Annotated in this window: 18 protein-coding genes; 1 reads left to right on the forward strand and 17 read right to left on the reverse strand. The window is 71.6% G+C overall.

Annotated elements, in window-relative coordinates:
* The 4 genes from AC08OJ_RS10960 to pyrR form a co-directional block, all read right to left on the reverse strand.
* Positions 1-316, reverse strand: a 316-nt coding sequence (locus AC08OJ_RS10960; protein ID WP_476595673.1) for a PH-like domain-containing protein, incomplete at its 3' end; no start/stop codon positions are given.
* Positions 313-1,677, reverse strand: coding sequence for a dihydroorotase (locus AC08OJ_RS10965; RefSeq protein WP_476592702.1), 1,365 nt, complete (start codon positions 1,675-1,677; stop codon positions 313-315). The genes AC08OJ_RS10960 and AC08OJ_RS10965, both read right to left, overlap by 4 nt.
* A complete protein-coding gene (locus AC08OJ_RS10970; protein WP_476595674.1) occupies positions 1,674-2,597 on the reverse strand; it encodes an aspartate carbamoyltransferase catalytic subunit in 924 nt (307 codons plus the stop codon). Before AC08OJ_RS10970 ends, AC08OJ_RS10965 begins: the two co-directional genes overlap by 4 nt.
* 49 nt (positions 2,598-2,646) lie before the next feature.
* On the reverse strand, positions 2,647-3,267 hold the full coding sequence (gene pyrR / locus AC08OJ_RS10975) for a bifunctional pyr operon transcriptional regulator/uracil phosphoribosyltransferase PyrR (RefSeq protein ID WP_476592704.1): 621 nt from the start codon (positions 3,265-3,267) through the stop codon (positions 2,647-2,649).
* A gap of 428 nt (positions 3,268-3,695) precedes the next feature.
* On the opposite strand from pyrR, the gene bldD reads away from it, so the two are divergent.
* Positions 3,696-4,193: a transcriptional regulator BldD gene (gene bldD / locus AC08OJ_RS10980; protein WP_011437589.1), complete on the forward strand. Its 498-nt coding sequence runs from the start codon at positions 3,696-3,698 to the stop codon at positions 4,191-4,193.
* 183 nt (positions 4,194-4,376) lie between these two features.
* Here bldD and nusB read toward each other — a convergent pair whose 3' ends face one another.
* The 13 genes from nusB to AC08OJ_RS11045 form a co-directional block, all read right to left on the reverse strand.
* Positions 4,377-4,841, reverse strand: coding sequence for a transcription antitermination factor NusB (gene nusB, locus AC08OJ_RS10985; protein WP_476592713.1), 465 nt, complete (start codon positions 4,839-4,841; stop codon positions 4,377-4,379).
* Entirely contained in the window at positions 4,838-5,401 is a 564-nt protein-coding gene (gene efp, locus AC08OJ_RS10990; RefSeq protein WP_011437591.1) for an elongation factor P, read from the reverse strand. The genes nusB and efp overlap by 4 nt, the downstream gene beginning before the upstream one ends.
* Positions 5,402-5,622: 221 nt before the next feature.
* On the reverse strand, positions 5,623-6,711 hold the full coding sequence (aroB, locus tag AC08OJ_RS10995; protein WP_476595681.1) for a 3-dehydroquinate synthase: 1,089 nt from the start codon (positions 6,709-6,711) through the stop codon (positions 5,623-5,625).
* A 2-nt stretch (positions 6,712-6,713) separates the two neighbouring features.
* A complete protein-coding gene (locus tag AC08OJ_RS11000; protein ID WP_476595675.1) occupies positions 6,714-7,346 on the reverse strand; it encodes a shikimate kinase in 633 nt (210 codons plus the stop codon).
* A 42-nt stretch (positions 7,347-7,388) separates the two neighbouring features.
* Positions 7,389-8,573: a chorismate synthase gene (aroC, locus tag AC08OJ_RS11005; protein ID WP_476592706.1), complete on the reverse strand. Its 1,185-nt coding sequence runs from the start codon at positions 8,571-8,573 to the stop codon at positions 7,389-7,391.
* A gap of 137 nt (positions 8,574-8,710) precedes the next feature.
* On the reverse strand, positions 8,711-9,376 hold the full coding sequence (locus AC08OJ_RS11010; RefSeq protein ID WP_476595676.1) for a prepilin peptidase: 666 nt from the start codon (positions 9,374-9,376) through the stop codon (positions 8,711-8,713).
* A gap of 2 nt (positions 9,377-9,378) precedes the next feature.
* On the reverse strand, positions 9,379-10,428 hold the full coding sequence (locus tag AC08OJ_RS11015) for a shikimate dehydrogenase (protein WP_476592708.1): 1,050 nt from the start codon (positions 10,426-10,428) through the stop codon (positions 9,379-9,381).
* Positions 10,429-10,464: 36 nt separating this feature from the next.
* Entirely contained in the window at positions 10,465-11,745 is a 1,281-nt protein-coding gene (mltG, locus tag AC08OJ_RS11020) for an endolytic transglycosylase MltG (protein WP_476595677.1), read from the reverse strand.
* Positions 11,742-12,320, reverse strand: a complete 579-nt coding sequence (gene ruvX, locus AC08OJ_RS11025; RefSeq protein ID WP_476595678.1) for a Holliday junction resolvase RuvX — start codon at positions 12,318-12,320, stop codon at positions 11,742-11,744. Before ruvX ends, mltG begins: the two co-directional genes overlap by 4 nt.
* A complete protein-coding gene (gene alaS, locus AC08OJ_RS11030; protein WP_476595679.1) occupies positions 12,317-14,962 on the reverse strand; it encodes an alanine--tRNA ligase in 2,646 nt (881 codons plus the stop codon). The genes ruvX and alaS overlap by 4 nt, the downstream gene beginning before the upstream one ends.
* A gap of 125 nt (positions 14,963-15,087) precedes the next feature.
* Positions 15,088-15,462: a hypothetical protein gene (locus AC08OJ_RS11035; RefSeq protein WP_462186050.1), complete on the reverse strand. Its 375-nt coding sequence runs from the start codon at positions 15,460-15,462 to the stop codon at positions 15,088-15,090.
* Entirely contained in the window at positions 15,463-15,993 is a 531-nt protein-coding gene (locus tag AC08OJ_RS11040) for a DUF948 domain-containing protein (RefSeq protein ID WP_476592711.1), read from the reverse strand.
* A 143-nt stretch (positions 15,994-16,136) separates the two neighbouring features.
* Positions 16,137-17,705, reverse strand: a complete 1,569-nt coding sequence (locus AC08OJ_RS11045; RefSeq protein ID WP_476595680.1) for a replication-associated recombination protein A — start codon at positions 17,703-17,705, stop codon at positions 16,137-16,139.
* Positions 17,706-18,468 lie beyond the last annotated feature (763 nt).

Consider the following 18,468-nt stretch of genomic DNA (forward strand, 5'->3'; position numbering starts at 1 on the left):
ATCGCCGCCCGCCCAGCCCGCGGGCGGCGATCCATTCCAGCCAGTGCCCGGCGTCGACGGTGCCGAGGTACATCCCGCGCAGCGGAGCGGCGAACACCGTGCCCGGTTCCGCCGGCGGGACGGGCAGCTCGGGAAGGTCCTCCTCCTGACGCTCGGCCCGGTTGCGCCACGCCCGTCGCATCGAACCGACTACCGCGACGAACACCAGCAACAGACCGAGCAGGAGAAGCAGGTGCAGCCCCAGGCGGTCCGGCGCCCGGTCCAAGGCGACGGCGGGCCCGGCGGCCTGCAGGGATGCGGCGCGCGAAACAATCATACGATCTTCCCGTCGAGCACGGTGGGCCGTCCCCGCAGGAACGTGGCGCGGATCGTTCCCGGCAGCGACCGGCCCGCATAGGGCGTGTTGCGGCTGCGGCTGGCGAGCGCGTCCGGCTCGACCATCCGCCACGGCGCCGGGCCGAGCAAGGTGACGGTCGCGGGTGCGCCCACTGCTATGGAACTCCACACCTCGGTCGCGGTTCGCGGCAGGCCACCGATCCTCGCCGGGGCCAGTGCCATCCGCTCGGCGACCCCGGCCCAGTCCAACCGGCCCGGGATGACCATCGTCTCGATGACCACCGACAGCGCCGTCTCGAGACCGAGCATGCCGGGACGCGCGGCGGCCCACTCCGTCTCCTTGTCCTCCAGCGCGTGCGGGGCGTGGTCGGTGGCGACGCAGTCGATCGTGCCGTCGGCGAGCCCGGCGCGCAGCGCGGCGACGTCGGCGGCGGTGCGCAGCGGCGGGTTGACCTTGTAGACCGGGTCGAACGAGCAGACCAGGTCGTCGGTGAGCAGCAGGTGGTGCGGGGTCACCTCGGCGGTGACGTTCCAGCCCTTCGCCTTGGCCCACCGGATGATCTCCACCGATCCGGCGGTGGAGACGTGACAGACGTGCAGCCGGGAGCCGACGTGCCCGGCCAGCAGCGCGTCCCGGGCGATGATCGCCTCCTCGGCGACCGCGGGCCACCCCGGCAGCCCCAGCCGGGCGGCCACCGTGCCCTCGTTCATCTGGGCGTTCTCGGTCAGTCGCGGTTCCTGCGCATGCTGGGCGATCACCCCGTCGAACGCCTTGACGTACTCCAGCGCCCGGCGCATGAGCAGCGCGTCCGACACGCAGTGCCCGTCGTCGGAGAAGACCCGCACGCCCGCCGCGGAGGAGGCCATGGCGCCGAGTTCGGCGAGTCGCTCGCCGGCAAGCCCGACGGTGACCGCGCCGACCGGCCGGACGTCGCAGTGACCCGCATCCAGGCCGAGTCGCCACACCTGCTCGACGACCCCCGCGGTGTCGGCGACCGGATTGGTGTTCGCCATCGCGAACACGGTGGTGTAGCCACCGAGGGCCGCGGCGCGGGTGCCGGAGGCGACCGTCTCGGCGTCCTCCCGGCCGGGTTCCCGCAGGTGAGTGTGCAGGTCGACCAGGCCGGGGAGCAGGATCAGCCCGTCCGTGCCCAACACGGTGGTGCCGGCGGGCAGTCCCCCGGCCCCGGCGTGCGTGGAGCCGGCCGGTCGCCAGGCGGCCACCACCCCGCCCGCGAGGACGACGTCGACAGGGTCCCCGCCGAGCGGGCGGACCCGCCGCAGGACCCAGGAGGTCCCCACCGGCGTCCCCACCGGCGTTTCCGCCGCGGGCGTCGTCATGAGATCCCCCCGGAACCACCCAGCAACAGGTACAGCACGGCCATCCGCACGCTCACCCCGTTCGCAACCTGTTCCACGACTGTCGACCGGGCGGAGTCGGCGACCCGGGAGGCGATCTCCATCCCGCGTACCATCGGGCCGGGATGCATCACCAGGGCGTGGCCGGGCAACATCTCCGCCCGGTCGGCATCCAGCCCGTAGCGCCGGCTGTACTCCCGTTCGGTCGGGAAGAAGGCCGCGGACATCCGCTCCCGCTGGACCCGCAGCATCATCACCACGTCGCTCTTGGGCAGCACGGCGTCGAGGTCGTACGACACCTCGACCGGCCACGAGGAGATCCCGAGGGGCAACAACGTCGGCGGGGCCACGACGGTCACCGTCGCGCCCAGCGTGGCGAGCAGCCACACGTTCGATCGCGCTACCCGGGAATGCAGCACGTCGCCGACGATGGTGACGGCGAGGCCGTCGATCCGGCCGAGCCGGCGGCGCATGGTGAAGGCGTCGAGCAGGGCCTGGGTCGGGTGCTCGTGGGTGCCGTCTCCCGCGTTCACCACGCTGCCGCGCACCCAGGAGGCCAGTCGGTGCGGCGCGCCGCTCGCGGCATGCCGGCAGACCACGGCGTCGGCGCCCATCGCCTCGAGGGTCTGCGCCGTGTCCTTCAGGCTTTCGCCCTTCGACACGCTTGACCCGCGCGCCGAAAAATTGATCACATCGGCCGACAGTCTCTTGGCGGCTACCTCGAAGGACGTGCGGGTGCGGGTGGAGTCTTCGAAGAACAGGTTGACGACGGTGCGGCCCCGCAGGGTCGGCAGTTTGCGCACCGACGCCTCGGCGACCCGCGCCATCCGTTCAGCGGTGTCCAGCACCAGCAGCGCGTCGTCCCGGTCGAGATCCTCGGTCGAGAGGAGATGGCGGTTCACACCCGTCCCCCGAACCCGGCTCGTGCTCCCCGCACGGCACTCCCCCCGATCATGGCTGGTTCCCGGGAGGCGCGCCGTCGGCGACGTCCCCCCCGGCGGCCGAGAGGATCAGTACGCCGTCGGCGCCGTCGATCTCCCGCAGCCGGACGGCCACCGACTCCCGACGCGAGGTCGGCATGTTCTTCCCGACGTAGTCGGCGCGGATCGGCAGCTCGCGATGGCCCCGGTCGACCAGGACCGCGAGCTGGACGGCACGCGGCCGGCCGTAGGCGGCCAGGGCGTCCAGCGCCGCCCGCACCGTGCGCCCGGAGTAGAGGACGTCGTCGACGAGGATCACCACGCGACTGTCGACACCACCCTCGGGAATGTCGGTCACCTCGAGGGGACGCACGCCGCGCAGTCGCAGATCGTCGCGGTACATGGTCGGGTCGAGGGAGCCAACCGGGAGACGCACCCCCTCGACGGCCTGCACCCGCTGTGCCAGCCGGTGCGCGAGAGGTACCCCTCGGGTGGGTACTCCGAGCAGGACGACCCCGGCGCCACCGGAGGTCTTCTCGAGAATCTGATGCGCCATCCGGCTGACGATCCGGGTGATGTCGTCTGCGGACAGTACTGCCCGGGCGGTGCCGGGACGGCGCGATGCGGGGTCGCTCGCGGCAGCCGGAGCCACGCGGCATCCCTCCTTCCCCGCCTCACGGGACGGTCCTTAAAGGAGTGGTCCCAGCGACGTTACCAGGGCCCTCAGGACGTGTGAGGGTCTCGTCTCCGGACGCCGACCGCCCCTGGCGCCCAGCGCGACGACGGGTCGCCCACCGGTCCGGACAGCGCGGGACGTTATTGCCGCGCCAACCACGCAGCATCATGTTGTCACTACTTGTCACTGGGTTCGACGCCGTCGCCACAGCGGTGACGGCACCCGGAAGTTCCCACCGCTCAGGCATAGGGCGCAACCAGAGGGCTACAGAAAGTGGTACAAAGAAAGAGGCGACACGACCCCCCGGGTGTCGAGCGTCAACCCGGCGGGCACTACTATCGGTAACCGCCGGCGGCACGAGCCCCGGTTCCAACTGATCGACCACGACAGGAGTGGGCACTCCGATGTCCGACTATGCGAAAGCGCTCGGTGCTCGGCTGCGCGCGATACGCACCCAGCAGGGGCTCTCGCTTCATGGCGTCGAAGAGAAGTCGCACGGTCGGTGGAAAGCCGTCGTCGTGGGTTCCTACGAACGTGGGGACCGCGCCGTCACCGTGCAGCGCCTCTCCGAGCTCGCGGAATTCTACGGCGTTCCGGTGGGGGAGCTTCTTCCCGAGGGTTCCACCGTCGCTCCGCTGGAGCAGTCTCCCCGGATCGTCCTCGACCTCGAGCGTCTCTCCCAGGTTCCCAAGGAGCAGGGCGGTCCGCTCGCCCGGTACGCGGCGACCATTCAGAGCCAGCGCGGCGACTACAACGGCCGAGTGCTCTCGATCCGGTACGAGGACCTGCGCTCGCTCGCGGTGATCTACGACACCTCGCCGAGCAAGCTCACCGAGCAGCTCGTCTCTTGGGGCGTGCTGTCTCCGGAGCAGGGCGCGGACGCCGCGGCGACCGACGTCTAGCCTCGCTCCGGTACCGCGGTACCGGTACCACAGTCCGCCGGCTCGCATCCGCGCCACCCGCGGCACACGTATCCGGGGAAGGACCCGGTACGTCGCCTGTGGGCGACGTACCGGGAACGCCGATCCCGGTTCCCTCCCGGTAACCTGGCAGCAGGGTAACCGGGTAACCTCGGTAGACCGCCGCTACGACGGCTGGCCGGGAATGGAATCCACCGCCGATCCTCGTCCGGTCGGCTCGGCCGTGGTGGCCGGGCTCTTCCTCTCGACCAGACTCGCGAGCAGCCCGTTGACGAACGCCGGCGACCGGTGGGTGGAGAGGTTCTTCGCCAGTTCCACGGCTTCGTCGATGGCGACCCGATCCGGGACGTCGGGACGCCAGAGCAGTTCCAGCACGGCGATCCGCAGAATGTTGCGGTCGACCGGCGGCATCCGCTCCAACGTCCAACCCTCGGCGTACCGGGCGATCCGCTCGTCGATCTCCCCGCGGTGCTCGATGACCCCCTCGACCAGCTCGACGGCGTATTCCGACACCGGTGGATCGGACTGGGCCAGCCGGGCAGCGAGGATCTCCGGCACGGCGCTCGCGCGCACGTCCGCTTCGTAGAGGATGTCCAGTGCCCGTTTACGGGCCTTGGACCTGGCGCTCAGCTCGTCACCCGGCCCAGGTACCGGCCGTCACGCGTGTCGACCTTGACCTTTTCCCCGCTGGTGATGAACAGCGGCACGTTGATGGTGGCGCCCGTCTCCAGGGTGGCCGGCTTCGTCCCGCCGGTCGAGCGATCGCCCTGCACCCCCGGGTCGGTCTGCGAAATGGTCAGCTCGACGCTGGCCGGCAGTTCGACGTAGAGCGGGGCGCCGTCGTGCAGCGCGACGGTGGCCACGGTGTTCTCCAGCATGTAGTCGGCCGTCCCGCCGACGACATCCGGCGGGATCGGGATCTGATCGTAGGACTCGCTGTCCATGAAGACGAAATCGGCACCGTCCCGGTAGAGGTAGGTCATCTCGCGGCGGTCGACGGTCGCGACGTCGACCTTGACCCCGGCGTTGAAGGTGCGGTCGACGACTTTCCCGGTGAGCACGTTCTTCAGGGTCGTGCGGACGAACGCCCCACCCTTACCCGGCTTGACGTGCTGGAAGCCGACGACGTTCCACAACACCCCGTCGATGTCGAGCGTCATGCCGTTCTTCAGGTCGTTGGTGGTCGCCACTGCGCGCGTTCTCCGTTTCCATCGCCGTACGCCGACGGCGGGTGTGGTCGTTACCCGGACCCTCGTGCGAGGACCGCGGTGCTCTCTCCCCAGGCTCCCCAGGCCATCCCAGGCCGCTTCCCCATCCTCAGGCCGCTTCCGGGCCCGCCACCGGGCGAACGCACCGGGCGCGGACACCGGGCGCGGACGTGGCGGCGATCCTACAAACCGCCGCGACGAGTCTACCGATCCTCGGCGACGGTGGTGAACGCCGCGATCAGCAGGCCAGCATCCGGATTGTCCAGGATGACGGTGCGGCCCTGCGCCTCGAGGCCGACGAAACGCATCCGCCGTCCCCGCGTCTTCTTGTCGACCCGCATCGCGTCGAGCAGCGCCGCCCACCGGTCGCCCCGGTAGGTCACCGGCAGGCCGATGCGGGTCAGCAGCTCGCGGTGCCGGTCGGCGGTGGCATCGTCGAGGCCGACGACAAGCCGGGACAGCTCCGCCGCGAACACCATGCCCACCGAGATCGCCGCGCCGTGCCGCCAGCTGAAGTGCTCGACCTTCTCGATGGCATGACCGAGGGTGTGACCATAGTTGAGGATCTCCCGCCGGCCGTCCTCCCGCGGATCGCCGGAGACCACCTCGGCCTTGACCCGGATGGACCGCTCGATCAGCTCGGACAGATGCGCAGTGCCGGTCGGATCGGCGTCGAGCAGATCGATGATCGCCGCGTCGGCGATAAAACCGGTCTTGACGACCTCGGCGAGCCCGGCGCGTACCTCGACGGCAGGCAGGGACTCCAGCGCCGCCAGATCGCACAGCACGCCGAGCGGCTGGTGGAACGCCCCGACCAGGTTCTTGCCCGCGTCGATGTCGATGCCGGTCTTCCCGCCGACCGCCGCGTCGACCATGCCGAGCACGGTGGTCGGCACCTGGACGACGTCCACCCCGCGCAGCCAGCTCGCGGCGACGAACCCGGCCAGGTCCGTCACGGTGCCGCCGCCGAGGCCGATCACCACGTCGTCCCGGGTGAAGCCGATCCGGCCGAGCACGTCCCAGCAGAAGCCGGCGATCCGCAGCTGCTTGGCCTCCTCGCCGTCGGGCACCTCGATGGCGTGCGCCTCCACGCCCGCGTTCTCCCGCAGGTCGGCGACGACGGCGTCCGCGGTGGCCCGCAACGCCCCGGGATGGATCACCGCGGCGCGGGTCCGCCCGGCGACGGCCTCGGCGAGCTCGCCGAGCAGGCCCGCCCCGAGCACGACGTCGTAGGGACGCCCGCCGCCCGGCCGTACCGGGATCCGCACGATGTCGGCGGCCTTCACCTGCATACTCACCGTCTGCCCCCTGCGGCATCCGCCGCCTCGCTGCCCCCTGCGGCGTCCGCCGCCTCGCCCGGTCCGCTGCCCGCCGTGAGCAGCGGGCCCAGTGCCGCCGCCACCTGGTCGGTCACCTCGTCCGGCTCGTGCCCCGCGGTGTCGATGACCACCGTCGCCACCTCGGCGTAGAGCGGCCGGCGTGCCCTGAGCAGGGCGGCGAGCCGCGTGCGGGGCCCCTCGACCAGCAGTGGACGGTCCCGGGCGAGGCCCACCCGCCGCACCGCGTCGGAAACTCCCACCTCAAGATAGACGACCCGGTGCCCGGCCAGCAGGGTCCGGGTCTCGGCGTCGAGCACCGCTCCCCCGCCAAGGGCCAGGACCCCCCGATGATCCGCAAGCGCGGCCGCCACCGCCCGGCGCTCGGCCAGCCGGAAGTACTCCTCACCATGATCGAGAAAGATGTCCGCGACGGTGGTGCCGAACGCCGCCTCGATGTCGGCGTCGGTGTCGCGGAAACCCACCCCCCACCGCCGCGCCAGCTGGGTGCCCACCGCCGTCTTCCCCGCTCCGGGCGCTCCGACCAGCACCACCATCGGCCCCGTCCAGGCCATCGGCCCCGCCCACGCGTCCGTCGCCGGCTCCCCCACGATGATCCTCTGTCTTCGCCGCCTGCCGATTCCCGCCGCCGATCAGCGGATGACCAGGGACTTCAGGTACCCCTCGTAATTGCGCCGGGTCTCCTCCACCGAGTCCCCCCCGAACTTCTCCAGCGCCGCGCCAGCGAGCACGAGGGCGACCATCGCCTCCGTCACCACCCCGGCCGCGGGCACCGCGCACACGTCGGACCGCTGGTTGATCGCGACCGCCGCCTCGCCAGTGGACACGTCCACCGTGGACAACGGCCTGGTCAGCGAGGAGATCGGCTTCATCGCCACCCGCACGCGCAACGGCTCGCCCGTGGTCATGCCGCCCTCGACCCCGCCGGCCCGGGCAGTCGCCCGCCGCACCCGCCGGCCGCCGGCACCGGCCGGCTCGATCTCGTCGTGCGCCACGGAACCCCGCCGCCGCGCGGTGGTGAAACCGTCCCCGAACTCAACGCCCTTGATCGCCTGAATGCCCATCAGCTCGCCCGCGATCCGGGCGTCGAGGCGCCGGTCGCCGTGCACGTAGCTGCCGAGCCCGGGCGGGCAGCCATACGCCAGCACCTCGACGATGCCGCCGAGGGTGTCCGCGTCGGCGTGGGCTGCGTCGATCTCGGCGACCATCCGCACGCTGGTCGCCTGGTCGGCACAGCGGACCGGGTCCGCATCCACCGCCGCCAGCGACGTCGGGGCGGGCACCCCCGGGGGCACCTCGACCGCGCCGATCGCGACGACGTGCGAGATCACCTCGATGCCGTATGCCTGCCGCAGCAGCGCCTTGGCCGCGGTGCCGAGCGCGACCCGCGCGGCGGTCTCCCGGGCGCTGGCGCGCTCCAGCACGGGCCGGGCGTCGTCGAACCCGTACTTCTGCATGCCGGCGAGATCGGCGTGGCCGGGCCGGGGCCGGGTCAGCGGGGCTGCGCGGCTCAGGCCCGCCAGCGCCGCCAGATCGACCGGGTCGGGCGACATGACCCGCTCCCACTTGGGCCACTCGGTGTTGCGGACGACCACGCTGACCGGGCCGCCGAGAGTGACGCCGTGGCGGACTCCGCCGAGCAGCTCGACCTCGTCACGCTCGAAGCTCATCCGCGCGCCGCGACCGTGCCCGAGCCGGCGGCGGGCCAGCTCGGCGGAGATGTCGGAACTGGTTATCCGGATCCCGGCGGGCAGCCCCTCGACCGTCGCCACCAGGGCGGGACCATGAGACTCCCCCGCCGTCAGCCAACGCACCATGGCTCCAGTCTTTCACGCTCACCGCCCAGGTCACGACCGCGATCAGGCAGGACGACCGGAATCAAACGGAACTATCAGGATCAAATAGGACGATTGGGATTAAACAAAATAATATGGATCAAGTAGAATAACCGGGATCAGCCGGCACGGCCGAGGACGGCGAGCAGCGTCCCGGCAAGCAGAAAGGGACCGTAGGCGATGCGGTCATGCCGGTCGACCCGGCCCGCCACCAGCAGCGCGCTTGCCCAGAGCCCCCCGAGGACGACGCCGGCGAACAGCCCGAACACCACACTCGGCCAGCCGAGCCAGCCCAGCGCACCGCCCAGCAGGCCGGACACCTTGACGTCGCCGCGCCCAAGTCCCGCCCTCGGCAGGCAATGCACCCCCAGGAAGATCATCCAGACGGCGGCGGCCGCCACCCCGGCGCGCAGCAGACGGTCGGGCTCGGCGGTGACCAGCGCGGCGAGGCCGAACAGCCCGGCAAGCACCGGATAGGACGGCAGTACCAGATGGTCGGGCAGGCGGTGCACCCGAAGATCGATCACGGCCAGCCAGACCCCGACGACCGCCAGGTACACATAGGCCAGCAACCAGCTCTGATGATCATGCAGGGCGACGGTCACGGCCGTGGCGACCAGCACCGTCACGGCACCGAGCGCCACCGCCCCGGGCACCTCCCGGTGCGGGGCCTCCCCGGGCACTGCCGGCACGCCGGCCACGACCCGGCGACCGAACGGCAGGGCGGCGAGCGCCGGAAGGGCGATCAACATGCTGAGCGCGCCGCCCGGCACCACTCCCGGCACCGCTATCCGCCGGCAGGTCCGCCGCGGCCGCGGGGACCACTCCCCGCGAAACCATGGCCGGCCGGCACGCCGACCTCCACCGCCGGCACCGCCGGGGGCCTGTCCGCCTGCGCCCGCTCGTCCAGCGCGGCCTGGCCCGCGGCCAGCAGAACGCTGGCGGGAACCACCTGCCCGGTGAAGTGCTCGACCTGCCCCACGGCCTGGGCGGCGAGGATCTCCAGGCCACCTGCGACCCGGGCACCGGCCCGGTAGGCCGCGGCGGCCAGCGCCGTGGGCCAGGGATGATAGAGCAGTTCTACGAGCTGACAGGCTGGCGACCACGGTCTGGTGGCGAGCCCGTCGGTCGCGCCGGCGGGCGTGGTGGAGATGACCAGAGCCGGGCCGGCCGGCAGGCCCGCGGCCAGCAGATCCCAGGGCAGCGCGGTGACCTCGACGCCCAGCCGCAACCCGATCTCCGTCACCTCCGCCACGGCGGCGGGCCGGCGGGCGACGACGCCGAGGCGGGTGCAGCCCGCCGCGGCGACCGCCGCGACCGCGGCGCGGGCCGTGCCACCGGCACCGAGTACGAGCGGCTGGCACGGGACCGCGCCACGCATCACCCGGCGCAGCGCCATGCTGATGCCGTCCACGTCGGTGTTGTAGCCACGCAACCGACCGGCGGGCCCAACGACGACCGTGTTGACGGCGCCGATGACCGCCGCCGTCGCGTCCACCTCGTCGAGCAGGTCGAGCGCGACGATCTTAAGCGGCATGGTCAGGGACAGCCCGACCCAGTCCGGATCCGTGCGGACCCGGGTGAGTATCGCGGCGAGCCCGGTCTCGTCGCAGTGCACGGCGGTGTACGTCACCGCGAGACCGAGCCTGGCGTAGGCGGCGGCATGCAGCACCGGGGAGAGCGAATGGCCCACCGGTGCCCCGAGCACGGCGGCGCGGGCGGGGCTCGACGACGACGCGGTAGCCGCGACGGTCGCCGACGGTTCCACGGGCCGACGATGGCACTCAGGGAGCCGGCTGCGGGCCGGGGTCGTGCCGGCGGGAACGATCTCCGGCACTACCGGGCCCTCCTCATGCTCGCGGCTTCCCTCGCACTACTCACGGCCCCCTTCACGCCGGTACTGGGCCTCTGCCTGCTCCCACTCCCGCTCCGTGGTGGCGAAGACCGTCACCTTGCTCTGCGGCATGGAGACGAAATAAAACCACGATCCGTCGGCCGGTTCCAGCGCCGACCGCAGCGCCCAGACGCCGGGGTTGGAGATTGCGCCCGGCGGCAACCCTTTCACGGCCCGTGTGTTGTACGGGTTGTTCTGAGAGAGTTGTTCCCTGGTCAACGGCCCCTCGTACCCGTCCGTGGCGTAGCGAGTGGTCGAGTCCATGTCGAGCCGGCCGAATCTCCCCGACGTGTCCTTGAGCCGATTGTAGATCACCCGGGCCACCTTCGGACCCTCGTCGCGGTTGGCCACCTCCTTCTCGATGATCGAGGCGATGGTGACGATGTCCTTCGGCAGGACCCCGATCGCGGCGGCCCTGCCCTCCAGATCGATCGCCGCGGTCTCCCGCTTGAAGCGGTCGACGAAGGAGCGCAGCAGCTGCTCGGGCGTGGCCCCGGGCACGAGGTCGTAGGTGGACGGGAAAAGATAGCCCTCCAGCAGGTTCGGCGGCGCGTAGGACGGCAGGCCCAGCTGGGTGGGGTTCTTCGCGATCGCCTCCAGGTCTGCCATCGACGTGCCCAGGAGGCGTTCATGCAGTGCCGTGAGAACCTCACGGACGGTCATGCCCTCCTTGATGACGAACTTGAACGGCGCGGACGAGGCCGGGTCGAGCAGGGCCTCGAGCGCCGCGGCGGCGCTCATCCTGGTGTGCAGACGGTAGGTGCCCGGCTGGATGCCCAGCGACTTCGGGTTCGCGGCGGCGGCCTTGACAAACGCGGCGACACTCGCGGTCACGTTCGCGTCGTGCAGCTCCCCGGCGATCTCGCGAGTGCTCGCCCCGGCCGGGATCTGGACCACCGCGATGCCCTCGCCGGAGCCGGAGTAGTCGGCGGGCTCGCCGGTCGAGATGTGCCCGACGACCTTCCCCACCCCGTAGATCCCCAGTCCCAGCAGGGCGGCGACCACGACGAGCACCGCGATGAGCTTCGGCAGCGCGCGACCGCGCCGGCCGCCGTCGGGATCGGGCTCGTCCCAGCCGCCGCCGTCGTCCCAGGCGCGGTGGTCCCAGTCGACCCCGGCACGGTCGTCCGGGTACTGATCGTCGGCGTAACGATCAGCCGAGTAACGATCATCCAGGTAACGATCATCGCGCTGGCGGGCCCGACGGCAACGCGAGTAGGGGTCCTCGTCGAGTATCTCGTCGAGGTCGCCGCCGGTCACCTCTCGCCCGACGGCGGGACGGCACCGCCCGGGGCCCGGAGGTCGTCTCCCGGAGCCCGGACCACGCCGTCCGGACCCATGACCGGGGCGGCACACCCGATCGCGCCAGGCGCGCCGCTCCCCCGGCGGCTGTCCAGGTCGTGCTGCAGGATCTGCACGGCTGCCTCCTGATCCACGAGACTCCGGCGGGCACGCGAACGAACGCCACGCTCGGCCATCCTGCGATGAGCCGCAACCGTGGTGAGCCGCTCGTCCACAAAACGCACGGGGACGGGTGCGATCCGCTCGGCGAGTACCTCGGCGTACTGCCGCACCAGCCGGACCGCCCGGCCTTCCTGCCCGGACATCTGTCTGGGCAGGCCGACCACGACCTCTACAGCCTGCCACTCCCGGACGATGAGGACAAGTCGATCGATGTCCGCATTGCCCCGTCTATCCCTGGCCAGGGTAGTCACCGGAACCGCGAGCACGCCGCCGGGGTCGCTAGCGGCGACCCCGACCCGCACCGAGCCGACGTCGACCCCGATCCGCACCCCGGGCCGAGAAGCCCCGGGCCGGGAGCCCGAGCCGCTCACCGCGAGGCGTGCTCGGCCACCAGCCCCCGCAGCCTGGCAAACACCGCCGGCACCAGCTGTGGGTCCCCCCCGCCGCCCTGGGCCACGTCCGGCTTGCCGCCGCCCTTGCCACCCAGGCTCGCCCAGGACTGCCGCACCAGGTCACCGGCGCGCAGCCCCCGGCCGCGCGCGGCGTCGTCGGTCACCACAACGATCGACGACCCGTCGGCCTTGGCCACGGCGACGACGGCGGGCCGCCCGGCCAGCCGCCCACGCACGTCCAGCGCCAGCAGCCGCACGTCGTCGGGGGCGGTGCCGGCGGGCACCTCGACGGTGACCACGGCGACGCCAGCCACCTCCTCGGCACCCTCGGCCAGCGCCCCGGCCCCGGCGAGCACCGCGGCGGCCCGCAGTCGTTCCAACTCCCGCTCGGCGTCGCGCAGCCGGCCGACGATGTCGGTGACCCGGTCCACCAGCTCGTCCGGACGGGCCTTCAGCGCGGTGGACAGCTGCGACACCAGGAGATGCTCGCGCGCCAGGTAGCGGAAGGCGTCGAGGCCAACCAGCCCCTCGACCCGGCGGGTGCCCGCGGAGATCGACGCCTCCGACAGCAGCTTCACCGCGCCAAGCTGCGCGGAGCTCGCGACGTGCGTGCCACCGCACAGCTCGCGGGCGTAGTCGCCCACATCGACGATCCGCACGGCGTCGCCGTACTTCTCGCCGAACAGCGCCATCGCGCCGAGCCGGCGGGCCTCCTCCTGCGTGGTCACGAAGGCCCGCACCGGCAGGTCACGCAAGGCGACCTCGTTGATCTCGTCCTCGACGTCGGCGAGCACCGACGGCGGCACCGCGCCGAGGGCGTGGAAGTCGAACCGCAGCCGGCCCGGGGAGTTCAGCGAACCGGCCTGGGTCGCGCCCTCGCCCAGCGCGCGACGGAACGCGGTGTGCACGAGATGGGTGGCGGTGTGCGACCGGGACACCGCGCGGCGACGATCGGCATCCACCTCCGCGAACACCTCCGCGCCAAGCCGCAGCTCGCCGCCGAGCACCCGCACCCGGTGTAGGACCAGGTCAGGCACGGGCCGCTGGACGTCGAGCACCTCGACCTCGCCGCCGTCGAAGCGCAGCCGACCGAGGTCGGGCTCCTGGCCGCCACTCTCGGCGTAGAAGGGGGTCGCGTCGAGCACGACCCCGACCTCGGTGCCCTCCCCCGCCGCCGCCAGCCCCGCGCCGTCGGCGATGCCGATGAGGCCCACCACGCCGGAGGCCCGGCTGAGCTCCTCGTACCCGGTGAAGGTCGTCGGGCCGGAACGGGCCAGGATCGGCCGGAACGCGGACAGGTCGACGTTGCCGATCCGCCGCGCGGCCCGGTCCGCCTTCGCAGCCTGCCGCTGGCGGTCCATCAGCCGGTGGAAACCCGCCTCGTCGACGGACAGGCCCGCCTCAGCGGCCATCTCCAGCGTCAGGTCGATGGGGAAGCCGTAGGTGTCGTGCAGCTTGAAGGCCGCCTCGCCGCCCAGCATGGTCGAGCCCAGGGATCGGGCCTGGCGCGCCGCGGTGTCGAAGATCGTGGTGCCGGTGCGCAGCGTCTCGGCGAACGCCTGCTCCTCCGCGACGGCGACCCCGGTGATCGTCTCGGCGTTGTCGACCAGTTCGGGATAGATCGTCCCCATCGCCGAGCCGACGACCGCGAACAGCTCGCTCATCACCGGCTCGTGGGCGCCGAGCAGCCGGGCGTTGCGGATCGCCCGGCGCAGCATGCGGCGCAGCACGTAGCCGCGCCCCTCGTTGGAGGGGACGACGCCGTCGGAGATCAGCATCGCGGCGGTGCGGGTGTGGTCGGCGATCACTCGCAACCGCACGTCGTCGGCGGGGTCCGCGCCGTAGCGCCGCCCGGTCAGCCGGCCGGCAGCGTCGAGCACCGGCCGGGAGATGTCGATCTCGTAGAGGTTGTCGACACCCTGGAGGATAGTCGCCATCCGCTCCAGGCCCATCCCGGTGTCGATGTTGCGGGCCGGCAGCTCACGCTCGATCGGATAGTCGTACCCGGCGCCCTCGCCCCGCTCGTACTGCATGAAGACGAGGTTCCAGACCTCGAGGTAGCGCTCCTCGTCCGCGATCGGACCGCCCTCGCGGCCGTAGGCGGAGCCGCGGTCGAAGTAGATCTCGCTGCACGGCCCGCACGGCCCGGGCACGCCCATCGACCAGAAGTTGTCCTCCTTGCCACGGCGCTGGATACGCTCGGCGGGCAGCAGCTCGCGCCAGATCCCCCCGGCCTCGTCGTCGTCGAGGTAGACCGTCGCCCACAGATCGTCGGCCTTGAAGCCGAACCCTTCGGTGAGCAGCTCGAAGGCAAACGGGATCGCCTCGGCCTTGAAATAGTCGCCGAACGAGAAGTTGCCGCACATCTGGAAGAAGGAGGCGTGCCGCGCGGTGTGCCCGACATTCTCGATGTCGACCGTCCGCACGCATTTCTGCACGCTGGTCGCCCGCGGCCACGGCGCCGGGAGATCCCCGAGAAAATAGGGCTTAAACGGCACCATGCCGGCGTTGACCAGCAGCAACGTCGGATCCTGGGCGACCAGTGAGGCGCTCGGGACGACGGTGTGCCCGCGCCGGGCGAAGTGGTTGAGAAAGCGGCTACGGATCTCGGCCGTGTCCATCGGGTTCACGTCGTCCAGACTCGTGGGAAGAGGTTCGACATCCCGGGGTGGCGCGCTGTGGTCGGGCGCGCCTTCCGGGCTGTGCGATGAGGGCAGGTGCCCCCGGCCCGCGGGCGAGGGAGTCCTCAGGGCCGCCGGGCGCCGGGGACGAGCCGCATCGTGCGTTCAGCGTCGTCGAGGTCAGCGGGGTAGCGCGGCGCGCCGGAGCCGGCGGCCTGCGCTGCGGCGTCCCGGGGCGGGGCAGCCCCGACCGCATCGCCTCGGTCCGCTTTGTCGCCCCGATCTGCTTCGTCCGGATCACCGTCGAGGCCGAGCGCGACACGGATCTCCTCCTCCCGCTCGGCCGCGGCCTCGCGCACGTCCGCGAGGAACTCCTGTACCGACTGTACGAGAGAGCCGGCCAGGCTCGTCGGCGTCAGGGAGGCTGCGGCCTTCGCCACCTGGCGCACCACCACGACGCCGGCCGCCGCCCCGAAAGCGAGATAGAAGATCCTCGACATCTACCGGCCTCCCCTACGCCCGCCCGCCGCGCCGGCGGCCGTGGGCACCGACGGGGTCTTCTCGCCCGCGGGCTGCAGGCCGCCACGCCCGGCCGACCGGCGCGCCGCCTTCTCGGCCTTCATCTGGGCCGTCACCCGGGACTCGACCTCCGAGCGGGTCCGCTTGGCCGCCGCCTGGCGCACGCCGTAGCTGAACGCCGCGACACGCACCATCGGGCCGCCGAGCGTCGCCGCGAACAACGATGTCAGCGAGGAGACGTTGGTCGTGATCGACTGCACGTTCGCCGTAATCGCATCGACCCGGTCGAGTTCTTTGTTGACGTGCGAGAGTGCCAGATTGACCTCGTCGACCGTCGCGCCGGCCTGCCGGACCCGGGCGGTTCCCTCGTCGAGGGCGAGACCGGTCTGGCGTACCCGGGCCGCGGCCTCATCGAAGATCTTGCCGAGCTTGAGCAGGACGTAACAGCCGAAGAGGACGAGCACCGCGAACGCGCCCGACGCGATCAGGCCCGCGACCGCACCACCGGACATATGTGCTCCTGCCTCCATCGTCGTTGGGCCGGTCCCACCCACCCGATTCGATCCGCCGTGCCGCGGGCGCCACCCAGCCGACGCTCCTGGAGTGACCTTACCGAGACGGCTACCGGGGCCACGGGTAGCCCCCACGAGAGAAGTCAGGACGGCGAGGAGAACGGTGGGGAGGGCGGCGAAGAGGGCGGTGGGGACGAGCCCGGGGACGGCGGTGGGTCACCGCGTACGACGCCACGCAGCTCACGGACCCGATCGGCCGCGCGGCGCTCGAAGCCGTTACCGCTCGGCTGGTAGTAGTAGGTCGAGGTCAGCCCGTCCGGCGGGTACTGCTGACGCACGACGTTGCCGGGGGCGTCGTGCGGGTACAGGTAGCCCGCGCCGTGGCCGACCCGCTGCGCGCCGCGGTAGTGGGCGTCGCGCAGCTGCGCGGGCACCGGCCCGGCCCGCCCGGCACGAACATCCGAGGTGGCGGCGTCGATCGCCCGGATCACCGCGTTCGACTTGGGCGCCAGCGCCAGGTGGATGACCGCCTGCGCGAGCGCCAGGCGGGCCTCGGGCAGGCCGACGAACTCCAGCGCCTGGCTGGCCGCGACCGCGACACCGAGCGCGCCCGGATCGGCCATGCCGATGTCCTCACTGGCAAGGACGATCATCCTTCGAGCGACGAACCGGGGATCCTCGCCGGCCTCCAGCATCCGCGCGAGGTAGTGGAGGGCCGCGTCGACGTCGCCGCCCCGCATCGACTTGATGAAGGCACTGATCACATCGTAGTGCCGGTCCCCGGACCGGTCGTAGCGCACTGCGGCCCGGTTGACGGCCCGCTCCAGCAGGTCGAGATCGAGCCGTGGCCGCGGGTCGACAAGCGCCTCGGTGTCTGCACCCGCCCCGGCGTTCCCGCCCGGTCCGGATTCGCGCTCATGGGCTTCGAGCAGCGCCTCGACCCCGGCCTCCAGGCTGGTGAGGGCCCGGCGGGCATCACCTCCGGCAAGGCGGACCACGTGCTCGCGGGCTTCGTCGGACACCGACAGCCGCCCGTCGTACCCACGCGGGTCGCGCAGCGCCCGGGCCAGCACCCCGCGGATGTCGTCGTTGGTCAGCGGCTCCAGCGTCAGCAGCAACGACCGGGACAGCAGGGGGCTGACCACGGAGGAGAAGGGGTTCTCGGTGGTGGCGGCGACCAGAGTGACCCAGCCGCGCTCGACCGAGGGCAGCAGCGCGTCCTGCTGCGTCCGGGTGAACCGGTGCACCTCGTCGATGAACAGCACTGTGCGCGCACCAGACGTTGACAGCGTCTCGCGAGCCTCATCGATGACGGCGCGGACATCCTTCACTCCGGCGGTGACCGCGGACAGCTCCCGGAAGCGTCGCCCGGTCGCCCTCGACACGATGTGCGCCAGCGTGGTCTTGCCGGTGCCGGGCGGTCCCCACAGCACGACCGAGGTCGTTGCGCCCCCCTCGACCAGCCGGCGCAGCGGGCTTCCCGGTCCGAGCAGATGCCGCTGGCCCACGACCTCGTCCAGGGTCCGCGGCCGCAGCCGGGCGGCGAGCGGAGCCGCGCGGTCCACCCCCGGACCGCTGCCACGCTGATCCCGGGGACCGGCGAACCCCGAGGCGGAGCGGGACGCCGTCCCGGCTGCCGACGCATCGGACGCATCGGACGCCCCGGCACCAGCCCCGGCAGCAGCGGAGAGATCGGCGTCGAACAGGCTCACCCGTTCACCGTACGACCGTCGTACGACCGTCGGGAGGCACGATCAGCCCGGAGCACGGCAGACCGCGGCCCCGACGGCGGCCCACCAAAGCAGACATATTTCATACAACGGCATAAGTATCTTAAATTGGCCCTTAGGATTAGGAATGAAATAACTTGTTCACTTCGGGGTCCTCGCGAGCCCGTGACCTGCGAAGACGCATATTGGCTTGCATTAATTACTTCATTACGAATTCTTACGACCCCACGCCCATTTCCCCGACCACGCTCGGACCACCAGAGCTTCATTGCCAATGCGCCGGAACGCGGCCAATGTGCCGGAACGCGCGGCGAACGGGTAGTGCGCCGCGCGTCATCCGGCACAATCCCCCGAAAGACCACACTTCGTTCACGTCGGACAACCGAGCCCCAATGGTGCGCGTATTATCATTCAGCTAGTCCGTTCAGCTGCTCGACTGAGCACACGTGCCACCTTCGTGGTAATGCACGGTGTTCCAGACGGAACCGCGCCCGAAACCGACCCGGGAACCGGGCCGGATGACGAAATCGCCCTGACCAGCCCAAATCGCGACGACGGGCTACCGCACCGCACCGCCAGAACCAACCAGCTCACCCGGAGACCGAAACCCTGCCCCGGAGAGGTGCCACCCGATGACCGTGCTACAGCCGCCCCGCGCCCTCGGAAACCGTGCCGCCGCATCACGCGGGCACCGCTTCGACAAGAACAGCGCGATACCCGAAGCTCCGATCGCATCAGCCGAGCC

The organism is Frankia sp. CgKIO3 (assembly GCF_977946435.1).

Excerpts from the sequence above, each read along its gene's own strand:
- AC08OJ_RS10965 (WP_476592702.1), bottom strand. The coding sequence starts at position 1,677 with ATGACGACGCCCGCGGCGGAAACGCCGGTGGGGACGCCGGTGGGGACC.
- bldD (WP_011437589.1), top strand. The coding sequence starts at position 3,696 with ATGTCCGACTATGCGAAAGCGCTCGGTGCTCGGCTGCGCGCGATACGC.
- aroB (WP_476595681.1), bottom strand. The coding sequence starts at position 6,711 with ATGCAGGTGAAGGCCGCCGACATCGTGCGGATCCCGGTACGGCCGGGC.
- aroC (WP_476592706.1), bottom strand. The coding sequence starts at position 8,573 with ATGGTGCGTTGGCTGACGGCGGGGGAGTCTCATGGTCCCGCCCTGGTG.
- alaS (WP_476595679.1), bottom strand. The coding sequence starts at position 14,962 with ATGGACACGGCCGAGATCCGTAGCCGCTTTCTCAACCACTTCGCCCGG.
- AC08OJ_RS11035 (WP_462186050.1), bottom strand. The coding sequence starts at position 15,462 with ATGTCGAGGATCTTCTATCTCGCTTTCGGGGCGGCGGCCGGCGTCGTG.
- AC08OJ_RS11040 (WP_476592711.1), bottom strand. The coding sequence starts at position 15,993 with ATGTCCGGTGGTGCGGTCGCGGGCCTGATCGCGTCGGGCGCGTTCGCG.